At 69.9% G+C, this 15902-nt stretch carries 14 protein-coding genes; 8 read left to right on the top strand and 6 right to left on the bottom strand.

The genetic code is table 11. The features are described from left to right. Nucleotides 1-79 precede the first annotated feature (79 nt). From gyrB to dnaA, 6 genes are all read right to left on the bottom strand, one after another. On the bottom strand, nt 80-2017 hold the full coding sequence (gyrB, locus tag ACSIH6_RS24595) for a DNA topoisomerase (ATP-hydrolyzing) subunit B (RefSeq protein WP_435110674.1): 1938 nt from the start codon (nt 2015-2017) through the stop codon (nt 80-82). Between the two features lie 467 nt (nt 2018-2484). Next, entirely contained in the window at nt 2485-2967 is a 483-nt protein-coding gene (locus tag ACSIH6_RS24590; RefSeq protein ID WP_435110715.1) for a DciA family protein, read from the bottom strand. A 79-nt stretch (nt 2968-3046) separates the two neighbouring features. Next, the gene (gene recF / locus ACSIH6_RS24585) at nt 3047-4180 is read right to left on the bottom strand and encodes a DNA replication/repair protein RecF (RefSeq protein ID WP_435110673.1); all 1134 of its coding nucleotides are present in this window, start codon (nt 4178-4180) and stop codon (nt 3047-3049) included. Between the two features lie 100 nt (nt 4181-4280). Beyond that, nucleotides 4281-5261 carry a phosphogluconate dehydrogenase (NAD(+)-dependent, decarboxylating) gene (gnd, locus tag ACSIH6_RS24580; protein ID WP_435110672.1) on the bottom strand — a complete coding sequence of 327 codons (981 nt, stop codon included), beginning with the start codon at nt 5259-5261 and terminating at the stop codon, nt 4281-4283. A 16-nt stretch (nt 5262-5277) separates the two neighbouring features. Continuing rightward, entirely contained in the window at nt 5278-6417 is a 1140-nt protein-coding gene (gene dnaN / locus ACSIH6_RS24575) for a DNA polymerase III subunit beta (RefSeq protein ID WP_150250863.1), read from the bottom strand. 1131 nt (nt 6418-7548) lie between these two features. Then, the gene (dnaA, locus tag ACSIH6_RS24570) at nt 7549-9498 is read right to left on the bottom strand and encodes a chromosomal replication initiator protein DnaA (protein WP_435110714.1); all 1950 of its coding nucleotides are present in this window, start codon (nt 9496-9498) and stop codon (nt 7549-7551) included. A gap of 861 nt (nt 9499-10359) precedes the next feature. Between dnaA and rpmH the strand changes: the two genes are divergently transcribed. The 8 genes from rpmH to ACSIH6_RS24530 form a co-directional block, all read left to right on the top strand. Beyond that, nucleotides 10360-10503: a 50S ribosomal protein L34 gene (gene rpmH / locus ACSIH6_RS24565; RefSeq protein ID WP_013155858.1), complete on the top strand. Its 144-nt coding sequence runs from the start codon at nt 10360-10362 to the stop codon at nt 10501-10503. A gap of 94 nt (nt 10504-10597) precedes the next feature. Further along, nucleotides 10598-11071 (top strand): ribonuclease P protein component, encoded by a 474-nt coding sequence (rnpA, locus tag ACSIH6_RS24560; RefSeq protein WP_082768380.1) that lies wholly within the window; start codon nt 10598-10600, stop codon nt 11069-11071. Continuing rightward, the gene (gene yidD, locus ACSIH6_RS24555; RefSeq protein ID WP_026114436.1) at nt 11068-11382 is read left to right on the top strand and encodes a membrane protein insertion efficiency factor YidD; all 315 of its coding nucleotides are present in this window, start codon (nt 11068-11070) and stop codon (nt 11380-11382) included. The genes rnpA and yidD overlap by 4 nt, the downstream gene beginning before the upstream one ends. Nucleotides 11383-11410: 28 nt before the next feature. Further along, nucleotides 11411-12355, top strand: coding sequence for a membrane protein insertase YidC (gene yidC, locus ACSIH6_RS24550; protein ID WP_435110671.1), 945 nt, complete (start codon nt 11411-11413; stop codon nt 12353-12355). 137 nt (nt 12356-12492) lie between these two features. Next, the gene (locus ACSIH6_RS24545; protein WP_017562922.1) at nt 12493-12981 is read left to right on the top strand and encodes a Jag family protein; all 489 of its coding nucleotides are present in this window, start codon (nt 12493-12495) and stop codon (nt 12979-12981) included. Nucleotides 12982-13305: 324 nt separating this feature from the next. Further along, the gene (rsmG, locus tag ACSIH6_RS24540; RefSeq protein ID WP_017562921.1) at nt 13306-14016 is read left to right on the top strand and encodes a 16S rRNA (guanine(527)-N(7))-methyltransferase RsmG; all 711 of its coding nucleotides are present in this window, start codon (nt 13306-13308) and stop codon (nt 14014-14016) included. Between the two features lie 185 nt (nt 14017-14201). Continuing rightward, nucleotides 14202-14966, top strand: a complete 765-nt coding sequence (locus ACSIH6_RS24535) for a ParA family protein (RefSeq protein ID WP_435110669.1) — start codon at nt 14202-14204, stop codon at nt 14964-14966. Nucleotides 14967-14994: 28 nt separating this feature from the next. Beyond that, nucleotides 14995-15902, top strand: a 908-nt coding sequence (locus ACSIH6_RS24530; protein ID WP_435110668.1) for a ParB/RepB/Spo0J family partition protein, incomplete at its 3' end; no start/stop codon positions are given.

Below are 15902 nucleotides of genomic sequence, written 5' to 3'. Positions count from 1 at the left end.
CCCTTCTACGAAGCTTGCTTGAGCACGGGTGGGAACGGGGACCCGGGTCCTCCGGGAGGCCCTGGATATCCCGGAGGCGCTAGATGTCCAGGAACCGGACGTCCTTGGCGTTGCGCTGGATGAAGGCGCGCCGCGACTCGACGTCCTCACCCATGAGCACGCTGAACAGTTCGTCGGCCTGGGCCGCGTCCTCCAGGTTGACCTGGTGCAGGACGCGGCGGTCCGGGTCCATCGTGGTGTCCCACAGCTCGTTGGCGTTCATCTCGCCCAGACCCTTGAAGCGCTGCACCATGTCGCGCGGGCGCGGGTCCCTCTTGCCCTGGGCGATCCCGGCCTCGATGACCCGGTCCCGCTCGGCGTCGGAGAAGGCGTAGCTCGCGTCGCTGCCCTTCTGGTCCCACTTGACCTTGTACAGCGGCGGCGCGGCCAGGTACACGTTCCCGGCCTCGACCAGCGGCTTCATGAAGCGGAACAGCAGGGTGAGCAGCAGCGTGCGGATGTGCTGGCCGTCGACGTCGGCGTCGGCCATCAGGATGACCTTGTGGTACCGCAGCTTCTCGGCGTCGAAGTCCTCGTGGATGCCGGTGCCCAGGGCGGTGATGATCGCCTGGACCTCCGTGTTCTTGAGGATGCGGTCGATCCGGGACTTCTCCACGTTCAGGATCTTGCCCCGGATGGGCAGGATGGCCTGGTTGTGCGGGTTTCGACCACCCTTGGCGGAGCCACCGGCCGAGTCGCCCTCGACGATGTAGACCTCGCACTCCTCCGGGTTGGTGGACTGGCAGTCCGACAGCTTGCCCGGGAGGGAGGTGGTCTCCAGCAGCGTCTTGCGGCGGGTCAGGTCGCGGGCCTGGCGGGCGGCCACGCGCGCGCGGGCGGCCTGGCTGGCCTTGGACACGATGTCCTTGGCCTCGCCGGGGTTGCGCTCGAACCAGTCGCGCAGGTGCTCGTTGGTGACCTTCTGGACGAAGGACTTGGCCTCGGTGTTGCCCAGCTTGGTCTTGGTCTGGCCCTCGAACTGCGGGTCGGCCATCTTGACCGAGATGATGGCGGTCAGGCCCTCGCGGATGTCGTCGCCGGTGAGGTTGTCGTCCTTCTCGCGCAGCAGCTTCTGGTCGCGGGCGTACCGGTTGACCAGGGTGGTCAGCGCGGAACGGAACCCCTCCTCGTGCGTGCCGCCCTCAGCCGTGTTGATGGTGTTGGCGAAGGTGTGCACGGACGAGGTGTAGGACTGGTTCCACTGCATGGCGACCTCGACCGAGATGCCCTCGCCGTCCTCCTCGAAGGAGATGATCGACGCGTGCGCCGGCTCCTTCTTGGCGTTGATGTGGCGGACGTAGTCCGACAGCCCCTCCTCGTAGTGGAAGGTGTTGACCGTCGGACCGCCGTCGGTGTGCTCGGGCCGCTCGTCGCGGATGGTGATGGACAGTCCCTTGTTGAGGAAGGCCATCTCCTGCATACGGCGGGCGAGCGTCTCGAACGAGAACGTGGTCGTCTCGAAGATGCCGCCGTCCGGCCAGAAGGTGATCTGGGTGCCGGTCTCGTCGGTGCTCTCGCCCTTGACGAGCTCACCCGTGGGCGCGGTCATCTCGTAGCGCTGGCGCCACACGTGCCCTTCGTTGCGGATCTCCACGTCCAACGCGGTGGACAGCGCGTTGACGACGGAGACGCCGACGCCGTGCAGGCCGCCGGAGACCGCGTAGGACTTGCCGTCGAACTTGCCGCCCGCGTGCAGCGTGGTGAGGACGACCTCGACGGCGGGGCGCTTCTCCACCGGGTGGATGCCGGTGGGGATGCCGCGGCCGTTGTCGGCCACGCACACGCCGCCGTCGGCCAGCAGGGTCACCTCGATGGCGTCGGCGTGACCCGCCAGGGCCTCGTCGACGGAGTTGTCGACCACCTCGTAGACCAGGTGGTGCAGGCCCCGCTCCCCGGTGGAACCGATGTACATTCCGGGGCGCTTGCGTACTGCCTCAAGCCCCTCCAGAACCGTGATTGAACCTGCGTCGTAGGCCAAGTGGGAACACCCTCCTGCTGGGGACGCCTGCCGACCGCGGCCGAGCGGCGACGGTCACCCGTGACGCGGTGACCGGGAGGGCCGACATGCCGCGACACCTGGGGGATCACCGTTCGCCACAGGGGCCGTCCGCCCACCCTCTTCTGGGGGCGTGGGACCGGCTACAGGCGTCTGAAGAACCGTCTCCATGATACCCCGCACGGTGCGACAAAGTGGCATTGGCGGCCCTGTGCCGCCTCACAACGAACGTTCAGGGAGGGAGACGACTCCCTACACGCGGGAGGGGCTGCGCGCAAGTCCCGGTGCGGTTGAGTGGCGCCTGCGGCGACCGGCGGCCCCGATGCCGTCCGGACCCCGCCCCCAGCGGCGCCGAACACCTGTGGGAACGGCGTTCACCTGGGGTTATCCACAGGCTGTGGAAGGGGAGAAACCAGGCGCCCCGGTGCCACGGCCCGGGAGGACGCGCCTCAGCGGCGTCGGAAACCGGGCCCGCGGACCTTGATGGCGACGACCGTGCCGTCGCCCAGCTCCTCGTTGAGACGTCGCATGAGATCGCGCACCATCGCTCGCGCGTGGGCCGCCATGGTTGGCGAATCGGCCACCACGACGAGTTCCCCGTCCGAATAACTCTCCGGACGAAGGTGTTCGGCGTTGAAATCGCCCACGATGTCCGCCCAACGGCCGAACACGCCGCCGATGGCCACCTGCTCCTGCCAGCCGTGCTCGATCAGCCACGTGCGCACGGCCTCGCCGAACATCTGGGGCTCGTTGCGTGACCGCAACCGGCCACGCCGGCGCGAGCGCTGGAGCCCCCGGGGCACCGCGCCGCGGTCCTTGGCCTCGGCCCGGGCGCGTGCGAGCGCCTGGCGTGCCAGGTCGGCCCCCGACGGCGCCGGGGGAGCCGGAGGAGCCGAAGGTCCCGGCTCGGGCGGCCGCCGCGCGTCGCCCACAGGATGTGGACGGAGTCCTCCGCCGCCGTGGTCGGCCGCTCCGGGAGCCGAACCCCGGTCCACAGGGTGTGGATAACGCTCACTCACCCGCGACGCCTCCCTCGCGCACGCCGAACCGTGCCCCGTCCAGCTCTTTGGGGATGTCCTCGGGCACGGCCGCGGTCACCAGGACCTGCTCGGCGTCGCCGACGCGCTCGGCCAGCCTGCGGCGGCGCTCGCTGTCCAACTCGGCGAACACGTCGTCCAGGATCAGCACCGGGTCGTCGCCGTCGGAGCGCAGCAGGTCGAAGGCGGCCAGCTTGAGTGAGAGCGCGTACGACCAGGACTCGCCCTGGCTGGCGTAGCCCTTGGCGGGCATCCCGCCCAGCCGCAGGACCAGGTCGTCGCGGTGCGGGCCCACCAGGCTGACCCCGCGCTGGAGCTCACGGTCGCGGGCCTCGTCCATGGCCGCGCGCAGGGTTTCCACAAGCTGTGGACGGCCGGTCGGCGCCTCGGCCCCCTCGGGGACCGCGCCGCTGCGGTAGTCGGGGACGGCCGGGCCCCCGGAGTCGGTCAGTCCCGCGTAGGCCTCGGCGATCCTCGGGCGCAGCTCCTCCACCAGCTCCAGCCGCGCCGCCAGCAGCTCCGCACCCGTCTCCGCCAGGTGGGAGTCCCACACCTCCAGCGTGCTCAGGTCGGGCGCCGAGCGCTGGCGGAACATCCGGCCGGAGGCCGACCTGAGCAGGGCGTTGCGCTGCTTGAGCACCCGGTCGTAGTCCGAGCGCACGCCCGCCATCCGGGGCGCGCGCGCCACCAGCAGATCGTCCAGGAACCGGCGCCGCTCGCCGGGGTCGCCCTTGACCAGGGCCAGGTCCTCCGGGGCGAAGAGCACGGTGCGCAGGATCCCCAGGACCTCGCGCGGGCGGCCCGCGGGCGCCTGGTTGATCCGGGCTCGGTTGGCCCTGCCGGGGTTGAGCTCCAGGTCCACCACCATGGACCGCTCGTCGCGCACCACCTTGGCCCGGACGATCGCGCGGGGAGCGCCCTGGCGGACCAGCGGGGTGTCGGAGGAGACCCGGTGGCTTCCGAGGGTGGCCACGTAGCCGATCGCCTCGACCAGGTTGGTCTTGCCCTGGCCGTTGGCGCCGACGAACACGCTCACACCGGGGCCCATCTCGACGAGGACCTCACGGTAGGACCGGAAGTCGGCCAGTTGCAGGTGGGATACGTACATCCGGCCTTCCTCCTGGGGCGGCGGCGGTCGGGGGAAGGGTGCTCCCGGGGACGGCCCGCGGGCTGCGTCCCCGGGTCGGGGTGCGGGGCTTGACGACTCCTCAGACGTCGATGTCGTCCGAGGTCTCGGCCCGGTGCACGGCGTGCCCGCCGAACTGGTTGCGCAGGGCCGCCACGACCTTCATGGCCGGGCTGTCGTCCTGGCGGGAGGCGAACCGCGCGTAGAGGGAGGAGGTGATCGCCGGGGCCGGGACCGCGAGGTCCACGGCGGCCTGGACGGTCCAGCGGCCCTCGCCGGAGTCCTCGGCGTAGCCGCGCAGACGCGCCAGCTCGGGGTCCTCCTCCAGGGCACGCGAGAGCAGGTCCAGCAGCCAGGAGCGCACCACGGTGCCCTCGCGCCAGCTCTCGAACGTGCCGGGGACGTCGTCCACGAGCCCGGAGGCGACCATGAGCTCGTAGCCCTCGCCGAAGGCCTGCATCATGCCGTACTCGATGCCGTTGTGGACCATCTTGACGAAGTGTCCGGCGCCGACCGCTCCGGCGTGGACGAAGCCCACGCCCTCGTCGGGCACGAGGGCGTCGAAGACCGGGCGGGCCTTCTCGACGTCCTCGGCCGGGCCGCCGACCATGATGCCGTAGCCGTTCTGGCGGCCCCAGACACCGCCGCTCACACCGGCGTCGAGGTAGCCGACGCCCTTCTCCGCCAGTGCCCTGGCGCGGACGCGGTCGTCCGCGTAGTGGGAGTTGCCCCCCTCGATGACGAGGTCGCCCTCGTCCATGAGCTCGCCCAGTTCGGCGATGGTCGCGGCCGTGGGGTCGCCCGCGGGGACCATCACCCAGACCACCCGGGGGGCGGCCAGGCGTTCGACCAGTCCGGCCAGGGTGTCGACGTCGCGCTCCGGCGAGGCGACGTCGTACCCGACGACCTCGTGGCCCTTCTCCCGCAGCCGGGCGGCCATGTTGCCGCCCATCTTGCCGAGACCGATCATTCCGAGCTGCATGGTGCTCTGCTCCCCTTCGCCGCCTGTGGATGGACGCCGTCCGGCCCGGGTCGCGGACCGGATCCGGCAGGTGCCAGTCAATCGAACCGGCCGCGGATCAGCCCGGCTGACGCACCGGCATGATCAGGTAGCGGTACTCGGGGGAGGAACCCTCCTCCGCGGGCTTGCCGGTCAGGATCGACGGCTTGGTCGAGGTGGTGAAGTTCAGGCGGGCGACGTCGGTGCCGATGGCGCCGAGCCCGTCCAGGAGGAACCCGGAGTTGAAGGCGATCTGGATGTCGTCGCCGTCCAGGTCGGCCTCCAGGGCCTCGACCGCCTGCGCCTCCTCGCCGGTGCCCGCCTCCAGGACCAGCTGGCCCTGGCTGAAGGACAGCCGCAGCGGGGTGTTGCGCTCGGCGACCAGCGAGACGCGCTTGACCGCCTCGACGAACTCGGAGCGGCTGACCTCGGCCACCGAGTTGAAGGTGTCCGGCAACAGCGCCCGGTACTTGGGGAACTCGCCGTCGAGCAGGCGGGTCGTGGTGCGGCGGCCGCCGCCCTCGAAGCCGATCATGCCCTCGCCGGAGCCGCCGTCCGAGAGGGCGATCGAGACCTCGGCGCCCGAGGTGAGCGACTTGGCGGTGTCGTGGAGGGTCTTGGCCGGGACCAGCGCGACCGCGGACAGGTCGGGGTTCTCCGGCTTCCAGGTGAGCTCGCGCACGGCCAGGCGGTAGCGGTCGGTGGAGGCGAGCGTGATCTTCTCGCCCTCGATCTCGACGCGCACGCCGGTGAGCATCGGCAGGGTGTCGTCGCGCCCGGCGGCCACGGCCACCTGGCTGACCGCGGCGGCGAAGGCGTCGCTGCCGACGGTCCCGCTCACACCGGGCATCTCCGGGAGCGTGGGGTAGTCCTCCACCGGCATGGTGGTCAGGGTGAACTTCGCGCTGCCGCCGGTGACGACGACCTTGGGACCGTCGGTGGAGATCTCCACAGGCTGTGCGGGGAGGTTGCGGGTGATCTCGGCCAGGAGCTTGCCGGTGACCAGCACCGTGCCCGGCTCCTCGACGTCGACGTCCACCGCGGCCTGGGTGGAGACCTCGTAGTCGAAGCCGGACAGGCGCAGCTGCTGGCGGCCGTCGAACTCACCGGCCTCCAGCAGGATGCCGACGAGCACCGGGACCGAGGGGCGCGTCGGGAGTGTGCGCGCGGTCCAGGCGACTGCCTCGGCCAGTACGTCGCGTTCGACCCGGAACTTCACTTTCCGACTCACTTTCCGCACGACCGGGGGTGCCGGTCGAAGCCTCAACGTTGCAGCTCGTGGATCTGTGGGTCTGCCGAGGGCTCCGTCCACAGGGTTGTGGAGGCCGCGCCGATGGCGCCGGGAGCTGCCTCGGATCCCGTATGGGGTCACCGCTCGGATCCGGGCGGCGGAGGACAGGGGCGAGACCACACGTTACCCGGATTCACCCGCTGCCGCTGACAGCCCAGCGCCGGGCTGTCGTCGCGCCGGTCTCGGAGAGTTGTCCACAGATTTTCCGCGGAGCGGTTGTGAAGCCACATCTTGGTTAATGAAGGTGCGCAGTAGTAGTAGGGCCTGTGGATAGTGTGGATAACCCTTGTTTTCGCAGGTCAACACGCGAATTTTTGTCCACAGGCCCTGTGGGTAACCCTGTGGGTAACTTGGCCCGCCTGTGGACGGACGAAGCCGTCCCCAGGTTTTCCACACTCTGTCCACAGCTTCGTCCACAGGTTTTCCCCAGGTTCTCCACAAGGATCGGTGGTTCAGTCATCGGATGACCCACCGCCGTGTCCACAGGGACAGGGGTGGTTACCCACAGGCTCGGCGCACTTTTCCACAGGTTGTCCACAGGGTTGTCCACAGATTTGGCCCCCCTCCTGTGGATAACTTGGGCGAGAGAACGCCAAAATTTTTTTCTGAGCCCCTCCACAGATCCCCCGAACACGGACAAAGGGTCTGTGCACAGGTTTGTCCACAGGGGTGCTCCCTGTTCTGCGCGCCGAACACCGGCACGAGCACGTCCGACCAGGTGTGGGAAGGGCAACAGCGGTCACGGAACGCCCGGGAAACAGGGAGAACAGGGCGTGCCGGGCACGAACCGCCCCGGACGTCGGCAGAGGCGGCGAAACCCTCCAGAGGCGGGCGTTCGTACGCACAAGCCTGTGGATAACTCGGCCGGAGGCGTGGCGGAGCCCTGTGGATAACGTGTGTCGCCTCGTGACTGTGCCGCTTTGTGACTGTGCCGCCTTGTGGACGTGTCGACAGGTGGCCGTGTCCACAGGCCGACACACCGCCGCGGAGCGCGGGCCGCACGCCGCGGGGCGGCCCCCGTCCCGGAGGCCGCCCTGCGGCTCGTGCACAGTCCGTGGATCAGGTCAGCGAGGGCTGGTCCTTGATCCGGCTGGTGAGCTCGTGCACCTGGTTGTAGATGGACCGGCGCTCGGCCATCAGCCCGCGGACCTTGCGCTCGGCGTGCATGACCGTGGTGTGGTCGCGGCCGAACTGCTGCCCGATCTTGGGCAGGGACAGCTCGGTCAGCTCCCGGCACAGGTACATGGCGATCTGCCGGGCGGTCACCAGCACCCGGGAGCGCGAGGTCCCGCACAGGTCCTCGACCGTCAGGCCGAAGTAGGCGGCCGTCTGGGACATGATCGCCCCCGCCGTGACCTCGGGGACCTCGGTGCTGGGCACCAGGTCCCGCAGCACCTGGCTGGTCAGGTCCAGGTCCACCGACTGCCGGTTCAGGCTGGCGAAGGCGGTCACGCGGATCAGCGCGCCCTCCAGCTCCCGGATGTTGGTGGAGATCTTGCTCGCGATGAACTCCAGCACCTCGGGCGGGGCCGCCAGCCCCTCCTGCGCGGCCTTCTTGCGCAGGATGGCGATCCGGGTCTCCAGTTCGGGAGGCTGGACGTCGGTGAGCAGGCCCCACTCGAACCGGCTGCGCATCCGGTCCTCCAGCGTGGTCAGCTGCTTGGGCGGCCGGTCGCTGGAGATGACGATCTGCTTGTCGGAGTTGTGCAGCGTGTTGAAGGTGTGGAAGAACTCCTCCTGCGTCTGCTCCTTGTTCTCCAGGAACTGGATGTCGTCCACCAGGAGCACGTCGATGTCGCGGTACCGGCGGCGGAACCCGTCCGCCTTGCCGTCCCGGATCGAGTTGATGAACTCGTTGGTGAACTCCTCCGAGCTGACGTACCGCACCCGCGAACCCTCGTAGAGGCGGTGCGTGTAGTGCCCGATGGCGTGCAGCAGGTGGGTCTTGCCCAGTCCGGAGCCGCCGTGGATGAACAGCGGGTTGTAGGCCTTGGCCGGAGCCTCGGCGGCCGCCACCGACGCCGCGTGCGCGAAGCGGTTGCTGGAGCCGATGACGAAGGTGTCGAAGGTGTACTTCGGGTTCAGGCGCGCGTGCTCGCCCGGTGGGACCTCCTGCGAGCGTCCCGGGGGAGAGGAGAGGGTCCTTGGCGGGGCCTCGTCCTCCACGGGGGCCTCCACGGCCTCCGGAGCGGGCGGGGTCTCCTCGGCCGCCTCCGGCCCCGGGGCGGGCGCGGGGGCCTCCTCCCGCGGGGTCTCCCAGCGGTTGGGCCGGTCCCACTCCGGGTCCGCCCAGGCCTGCTGCTGCCACCGCGCGTGCTCCCGCGGCCGCTCCAGGGCCGAGGGCTGTTCCCACAGCGGGGGCGCGGTGGGCGTCTCCTGGGGGGAGGCGAAGGTCTGCTGGACCCAGGGCGCGGGCGCGTCGCGGACCGTGTGCGGCTCCTCGTCGGTGGGCGAGGGGACCGCCGGGGGCGTGGGGCCCAGCAGGTCGGCCTGGTCCGGCGCCGACGGCGGGGCCGAGGGCCACGGGGTGGACGGCTCGGCCTCCCCGGCGGCCGGGCGCGCGTGCTGTCCCCGGGAGCCGGGCACGGCCCGCTGGGCGTCCGCGGGCGTTGCCGGGAGAGCCCGCGGCTCGGTCGGCCCCGGTCCCGTCAGCCCCGGGGCGGTGCCCGGTACGACGGGGGAGAAGGCGGGGGCGGTGTGCCCCTCCACGCTCCGCGGGCCCTGCGGCCCCGGGGAGGCCGGGGGCGCAGGGGTGGGCGGCGGGGTCGGCACCGCGGTGGGGTCGACCGTCACCGCGACCCGGATCTCCCGGCCCAGGTGGGCGGAGAGCGCCTTGCTGATCGCCGGGTACAGGCGTGTCTCCAGCACCTTCTTGGTGAACTCGTTGGGCGCCGCGATGAGCGCGGTGTCCTCGATCAGGCCCAGCGGACGGGTCTGCGGCAGCCATGCGCGCTGGTGCGCGGGAAGGGAGTCGTTGTCGATCCCGTCCAGGACGCTGGACCAGACCACTGCGAGGTTGACCTGCGCGTCAGCCAAGACGACCTGCCATGGGTGCTGTCCCTTCGGTACGGGTCTGTGCGGTGCGAAGTGGGGGGCAGGAGGGGACGTGGTGGCCACGGCGGAGCCAGTGGCGCGTCGGTCGGATGGGCGCTCGCGGGGACCTGGGGTCGCAGGGAGCGACTTCCCATTGTCCTCCTCCCGCGGCGGTGCCGGGTCGGACCCGGGGGCGAAATCGGCTTGTTTGGGCGGGTATGTGCCTGTGGATAACTTCACTGCCCACAGAGCGGCGCGTCCATGGCCGCATCCCCGGTATCCACAGCTTCAGGACGTTGTCCACAGGTTTTCCACAGGCTTGTCCACAGGATGGCAGATCTCCGCGTGCGGCGCAGGGTTATCCACAATGTGCAGCTCAGAAGGTGTGTAAGAAGGCTGTTCCCGGCAGTGGGGGAGGACTGCCCGGCGCGAGGGGTGAGTTATCCACAGGTTGAGGTTATCCACAGGGGTCGGAGGGTGTGGAAGTCTCACACGCCTGTGGACAACGAGTTGTCCACAGGAGATCCACAGGGGAGCGAGGCGAGGGGGTGCGAGCAGGTCGGACGCGAACCCGCCGCCCGCACATGCGCGGGACGGGGGAGGAGGGAGAGCCCTCGGGAGGACGTGGGAGAGGTCCCGCGGGGACGTGCGTCCCCGCCGTCCACAGGCCCGATTTGACCCCGGCCGGACCAGGTCGTATCTTCTTTATGCTTATGCCGATGATCTGCCTGCGCCCGTGTCAGCACGGAGGCGCGGCCGCGGCTCATGCACCCGTAGGCCCCGCATATCCTGGGGGTCCGTCGTAGTACTTATCCTGACACGCCCCTGGAGCCAGTAGTGAGCAAGCGTACGTACCAGCCGAACAACCGGCGTCGCGCGAAGGTCCACGGCTTCCGGCTGCGCATGCGTACGCGCGCCGGTCGCGCCATCATCGCCTCGCGCCGTCGTAAGGGGCGCGCGGCGCTGACCGTGAGCCACTAGGCCACGCCCAGCACCAAGCCCTTCGGGACCGTCCGGCCTTCTCGCCGGCCGGTCCCTTTGTCGTGGGAGAAGTACCGAAGCACGAAGGAAGCCGATGCTCTCGCCGAGGAACCGGATGCGCCACAGCGCCGAGTTCGGCTCCGTCATGCGTTCGGGACGGCGCGCGTCCAGGGACTGCCTGGGCGCCGTCTACCTCCCCCCGCCCTCCGGTGTCGCGGACGCCGCCCCCCCGCGGGTCGGATTCGTGGTCAGCAAGGCGGTCGGGGGAGCGGTGGTGCGCAAGCGCGTGCAGCGCAGACTGCGCCACCTGATGCGGTCTCGGTTGGCTGTTCTGCCAAACGGTAGCCTGCTTGTAGTGCGTGCCCGGCCCGCCGCCGCCACCGCGCGGCACGAGGACCTGGCCGCCCAACTCGACAGCGCGATCGCCGCGGCGATGCGCCCCCGCGGGACGTCGTCGCGCCGCCGGTCCGGCCGTGGCCGACCTCGGTCCCCGGAGGCGGATCCCGCGGTACGCGAGACAGCAGGGAACCGACGCCCGGACGAGGGCGGAGAGCGGTGGGGCCGATGACCGAGCACAGACCGACGGTGTTCGCGCGCGTGTTGATCCTGCCCATCCGGGGTTACCAGCGCTTCATCAGCCCGCTCTTCCCCCCGGTCTGCCGTTTCTACCCCTCGTGCAGCGCGTACGCCGTCGAGGCGCTGCGCGTGCACGGAGCCCTGTACGGGTTGTGGCTGGGAACCCGGCGTATCGCCCGTTGCCACCCCTTCAACCCGGGGGGGCTTGATCCGGTTCCGCCGCCCAGGGGGCGCCGGAACGGGGAGTCCGAGGAGTCTGCGGGTGGAGCCGGCCACACCGGAACCCCTCCCGGGGACCAGTAGCTGAAGCGAATCACATAGGAGTTGGCCGGTGCTGGACTGGCTTTACAACATCGTCGGTTGGATCCTGGTCAGGATCCACGAGGGCCTGACCTTCATCGGCCTCGACACGGACAGCGGCTGGGCCTGGGGCCTGTCGATCGTCCTGCTCACCGTGCTCATGCGGCTCCTTCTGGTGCCGCTGTTCGTCAAGCAGATGAACACGCAGCGCAAGATGCAGGACATCCAGCCCAAGATCCTGAAGCTCCGCGAGCGCTACAAGCACGACAAGGAGCGCTTGCAGCGGGAGTCCATGAAGCTCTACCAGGAGAGCGGTACCAACCCGATCATGGGTTGCCTGCCGCTCCTCCTGCAGATGCCGGTCTTCTTCGCGCTCTTCAGCGTGCTGCGCAGCGTCGCCGAGGGCAACCCCCAGTACAACTTCACCCCGGAGCTGGTGGAGAGCGCGCGTGCGGCGCTCATCTTCGAGGCGCCCGTCGCGGCCCAGTTCAACAGCTCCCCCGCGGAGCTCACCGCGCTCGGTGCGACCGACCCGATCATGGCCAAGGTCATCATCGCCATCGCCTGCGTGATCATGGGTACGACGACGTTCCTCACCATGCGCCAGAGCATGAAGCGCAGCGTCTCCCAGATGCCCGACAACCCCATGATGCAGACCCAGAAGATCATGATGTACATGGCGCCCCTGTTCGGGCTCTTCGGTCTCATGATGCCCGTGGGTGTGCTGGTCTACTGGGTCACCTCCAACGTCTGGACCATGGGGCAGCAGCACTTCCTCTACCGCAAGCAGCCGGTCCCCGGCCAGGACGAGGCCAAGGCCAAGAGCGGTGCGTCCGCCAACGGTTCCGCCAAGGGCATGCTCAGCCGAAAGAAGGCGGCGGAATCCGCTCCTGAGCCGAAGGAACAGCCTAAGATCGAACGCAAGCAGCCGAAGAAGCAGTCGCGTTCCAAGCGGGCCGGTGGTGGTCCGAGCTAGGTTCTGCGGCTCCCGGCCGATAAGGCGTTCGAGTGCGCAGGCGACACTGCCCCTGAGGCGTACGGCGGCCAGGGCGTGAGGGATGAGGAGACGGGATCGCTGTGGCAAGTAGCGAGGAAGAGAGCGGTGGCGTAGCGGTGGCTGAGGCGCCTGAGGCCGGAATCGATGTCGAGGCCCTGGAGAACGAGGGCGACATCGCGGCGGACTACATCGAGGGACTCCTCGACATCGCGGACTTCGACGGCGACATCGACATGGACGTCGAGGGCGACCGCGCGATGGTCTCCGTCGTCGGAGCCACCCTCGACGAACTGATCGGGGAGCGGGGCGAGGTCCTGGAGGCCCTCCAGGAGCTCACCCGGCTGGCGGTGCACCGGGCCACCGGTGAGCGCAGCCGCCTGATGCTGGACATCGGCGGGTACCGCGAGGACCGCCGCAAGGTGCTCTTCCAGGTCGGGACGGACGCCGCCAACAAGGTCAAGGAGACCGGCGAGACCCAGCCGCTGGAGCCGATGACCCCGTTCGAGCGCAAGGTCGTGCACGACGCGGTGGCCGCAGCCGGTCTGCACAGCGAGTCGGAGGGCGAGGAGCCCAACCGCTACGTGGTGGTGCAGCCCGCCTCCTAGGTACGGACACCCCGGAGGGGGTGGCGATGTTTCACGTGAAACATCGCCACCCCCTTTTCCTGTGTTGGCCTCTTCCTGTGTCGGCATGTGGCTCTGTCGACTTCTCGCCATGTGTGGCCGGACCGCCGAGGGGGAAGGCAGAAGCGGGGACCGCGGATGTTTCACGTGAAACCGCGGTGTCCTCCCGCGCGTAGGATTCAGGGTGGATCCCTTTTTCTCCGCGCCGCTGCGCGTCCCCCTTCGCCCACCGGTCCCGCCGTGTGCGCGGACGCCGTGGCGAACCGACATGGAAGTGATGATGGACGAGTTCACAGGTGGTGACCGATGACCTCGGGCACTGAGGAGCCCGGCGCCGCGCTCCCCGCTCCCCCGGCGGAGGCGGAGGCGGTCTTCGGCACCTCCCTGCCGACGGCGCGGCGCTACGCCGAACTGCTCGCCGACGACGGGGTACGCCGGGGGCTGATCGGCCCGCGCGAGGTTCCCCGCCTGTGGGAGCGGCACCTCATCAACTGCGCCGTCGTGGAGGAGCTGCTTCCCGAGGGCGCGGAGGTGGTGGACGTCGGCTCGGGCGCCGGGCTGCCCGGCCTGGTGCTCGGCCTGCTGCGACCCGACATCCGCATGGTGCTGCTGGAGCCGCTGCTGCGCCGGACGGTCTTCCTCAACGAGGCCGTGGAACTCCTGGAGCTGCCCAACGTGGAGGTGCGGCGCGGTCGCGCCGAGGAGGCGCACGGAGAGGTCCACACCGACTTCGTCACCGCCCGCGCGGTCGCCCCCCTGAGCCGACTCGCCGGGTGGTCCCTGCCCCTCCTGCGTGAGGGCGGCAGCCTGCTGGCGCTCAAGGGGGAGCAGGCGGAGGCCGAACTGGCCGCCGCGGAGAAAGACGTTTCAAAACTGCGGCCCAGCGTTAGCGATGTGATCAGGGTGGGGCGGGGTAAAGTCGATCCCGCTACCACGGTCGTTCGCGTCACGGTGACCGGTGGTCCGCCGGCGTCGAAGGCGCGCGGCGGCAAGAAGAAGCGCGGACGGAAGAGGTGAACTCCTTCGTGAACCCATCCGACAACCCCGGTGTTTCACGTGAAACATCCTCCTACGGAGACCTGCTCGATGTTTCACGTGAAACACCGTCCGGGGTTCCCGACACTCCGCTCGCCCGTGCGGCCCACGAGGCCAGGGCGGTTCGCGGACCCGACGACATCTGGCCCCGGCCCAAGGACTGCCGGGTGATCAGTGTGGCCAACCAGAAGGGCGGCGTCGGCAAGACCACCACGACGGTCAACATCGCGGCCGCCCTGGCGATGCACGGACAACGCGTCCTCGTGGTGGACCTCGACCCGCAGGGCAACGCGTCCACCGCCCTCAGCATGGAGCGCGACAACCAGACCCGGTCCATCTACCACTGCCTGGTGGAGGACGAGGAGATCCGCAAGCTCGCCCAGCCGGTCCCGGACATCCCCAACCTGTGGTGCGCCCCCGCGACCATCGACCTGGCGGGCGCCGAGATCGAACTGGTCTCGCTCGTCGCGCGCGAGGCCCGGCTCAAGCGGGCCTTCGCCGCCTACGACACCTCGGACCTGGACTACATCCTCATCGACTGCCCGCCCTCGCTCGGCCTGTTGACGGTCAACGCGATGGTGGCGTGCGACGAGGTCATGATCCCGATCCAGTGCGAGTACTACGCCCTGGAGGGTCTGGGTCAGCTGCTGCGCAACGTGGAGCTCGTCCAGTCCCACCTGAACCCGGGGCTGGCGGTCAGCACCATCCTGCTGACGATGTACGACGGCCGGACCCGGCTCTCCCAGCAGGTGGCCGACGAGGTGCGCTCGCACTTCAAGGACACCGTCCTGGAGACGCTGATCCCCCGGAGCGTCCGGGTGTCCGAGGCACCCAGTTACGGCCAGTCGGTGATGACCTACGACCCGGCTTCCACCGGCGCGGTGGCCTACCTGGAAGCCGCCCGGGAGATCGCCCACAGGGCCAAGGTCTGACAAGCGGAAGAGGAGTGTGGAGGTGCCGGTGAGCCAGCAGCGGCGCGGACTGGGCAAGGGACTGGGGGCACTCATCCCGCAGGGGCCGGCGGCCCCTGCCCCTGCCCCCGTCTCCGAGGAGGAGACACAGCCCGTCGAGCCACGGGTGGAAGCCCTGCCCGACGGGACGTATCTGGAGGAGGTCGAGCTCAGCTCGATCATCCCCAACCCCCGGCAGCCGCGGAAGTACTTCGACGACCAGGCCCTGGAGGAGCTGCGGGACTCGATCAGCGAGGTCGGCCTGCTCCAGCCCATCGTCGTGCGCAAGCTGGAGGGTGAGGGCGGCCACCGGTACGAGCTCATCATGGGCGAGCGCCGGATGCGGGCCAGCAAGGAGGCGGGGCTCACCCGCGTCCCCGCCATCGTTCGGAGCACCGACGACGACGAGCTGCTCCGCGACGCGCTCCTGGAGAACCTGCACCGGCAGGAGCTCACCCCCCTGGAGGAGGCGGCCGCCTACAAGCAGCTGCTGGACGACTTCGGCGCCACCCACGGGGAGCTGGCCCAGCGGATCGGCCGGTCCCGCTCGCACATCACCAACACCCTGCGGCTGCTCACCCTCCCGCCGAAGGTGCAGACGCGCGTGGCCGCGGGCGTGCTCAGCGCCGGGCACGCGCGGACGCTGCTGAAGGTCGAGGACCCCGACCTCCAGGACCGGCTGGCCGCCCGGGTGGTGGAGGAGGGCATCTCGGTCCGCTCCCTGGAGGAGATGGTCGCCCTGCGGGAGGAGCCCGAGGAGGAGAAGGTCCGCCGCGCCCCCACCCGGACCGCCAACCCTCCCCAGGTCGAGGAGTGGGCGTCCCGCCTCTCCGACCGGCTGGACACCACGGTGAAGGTCAACATGGGCAAACGCAAGGGCAGGATCGTCGTGGAGTTCGCGACGCACGAGGATCTGGA

The sequence above is a fragment of the Nocardiopsis synnemataformans genome (assembly GCF_965343085.1).
Classification (GTDB): domain Bacteria; phylum Actinomycetota; class Actinomycetes; order Streptosporangiales; family Streptosporangiaceae; genus Nocardiopsis; species Nocardiopsis alborubida.
The sequence above is the reverse complement of the archived record's forward strand: the minus strand, read 5'-3'. Positions and strand labels throughout refer to the sequence as shown.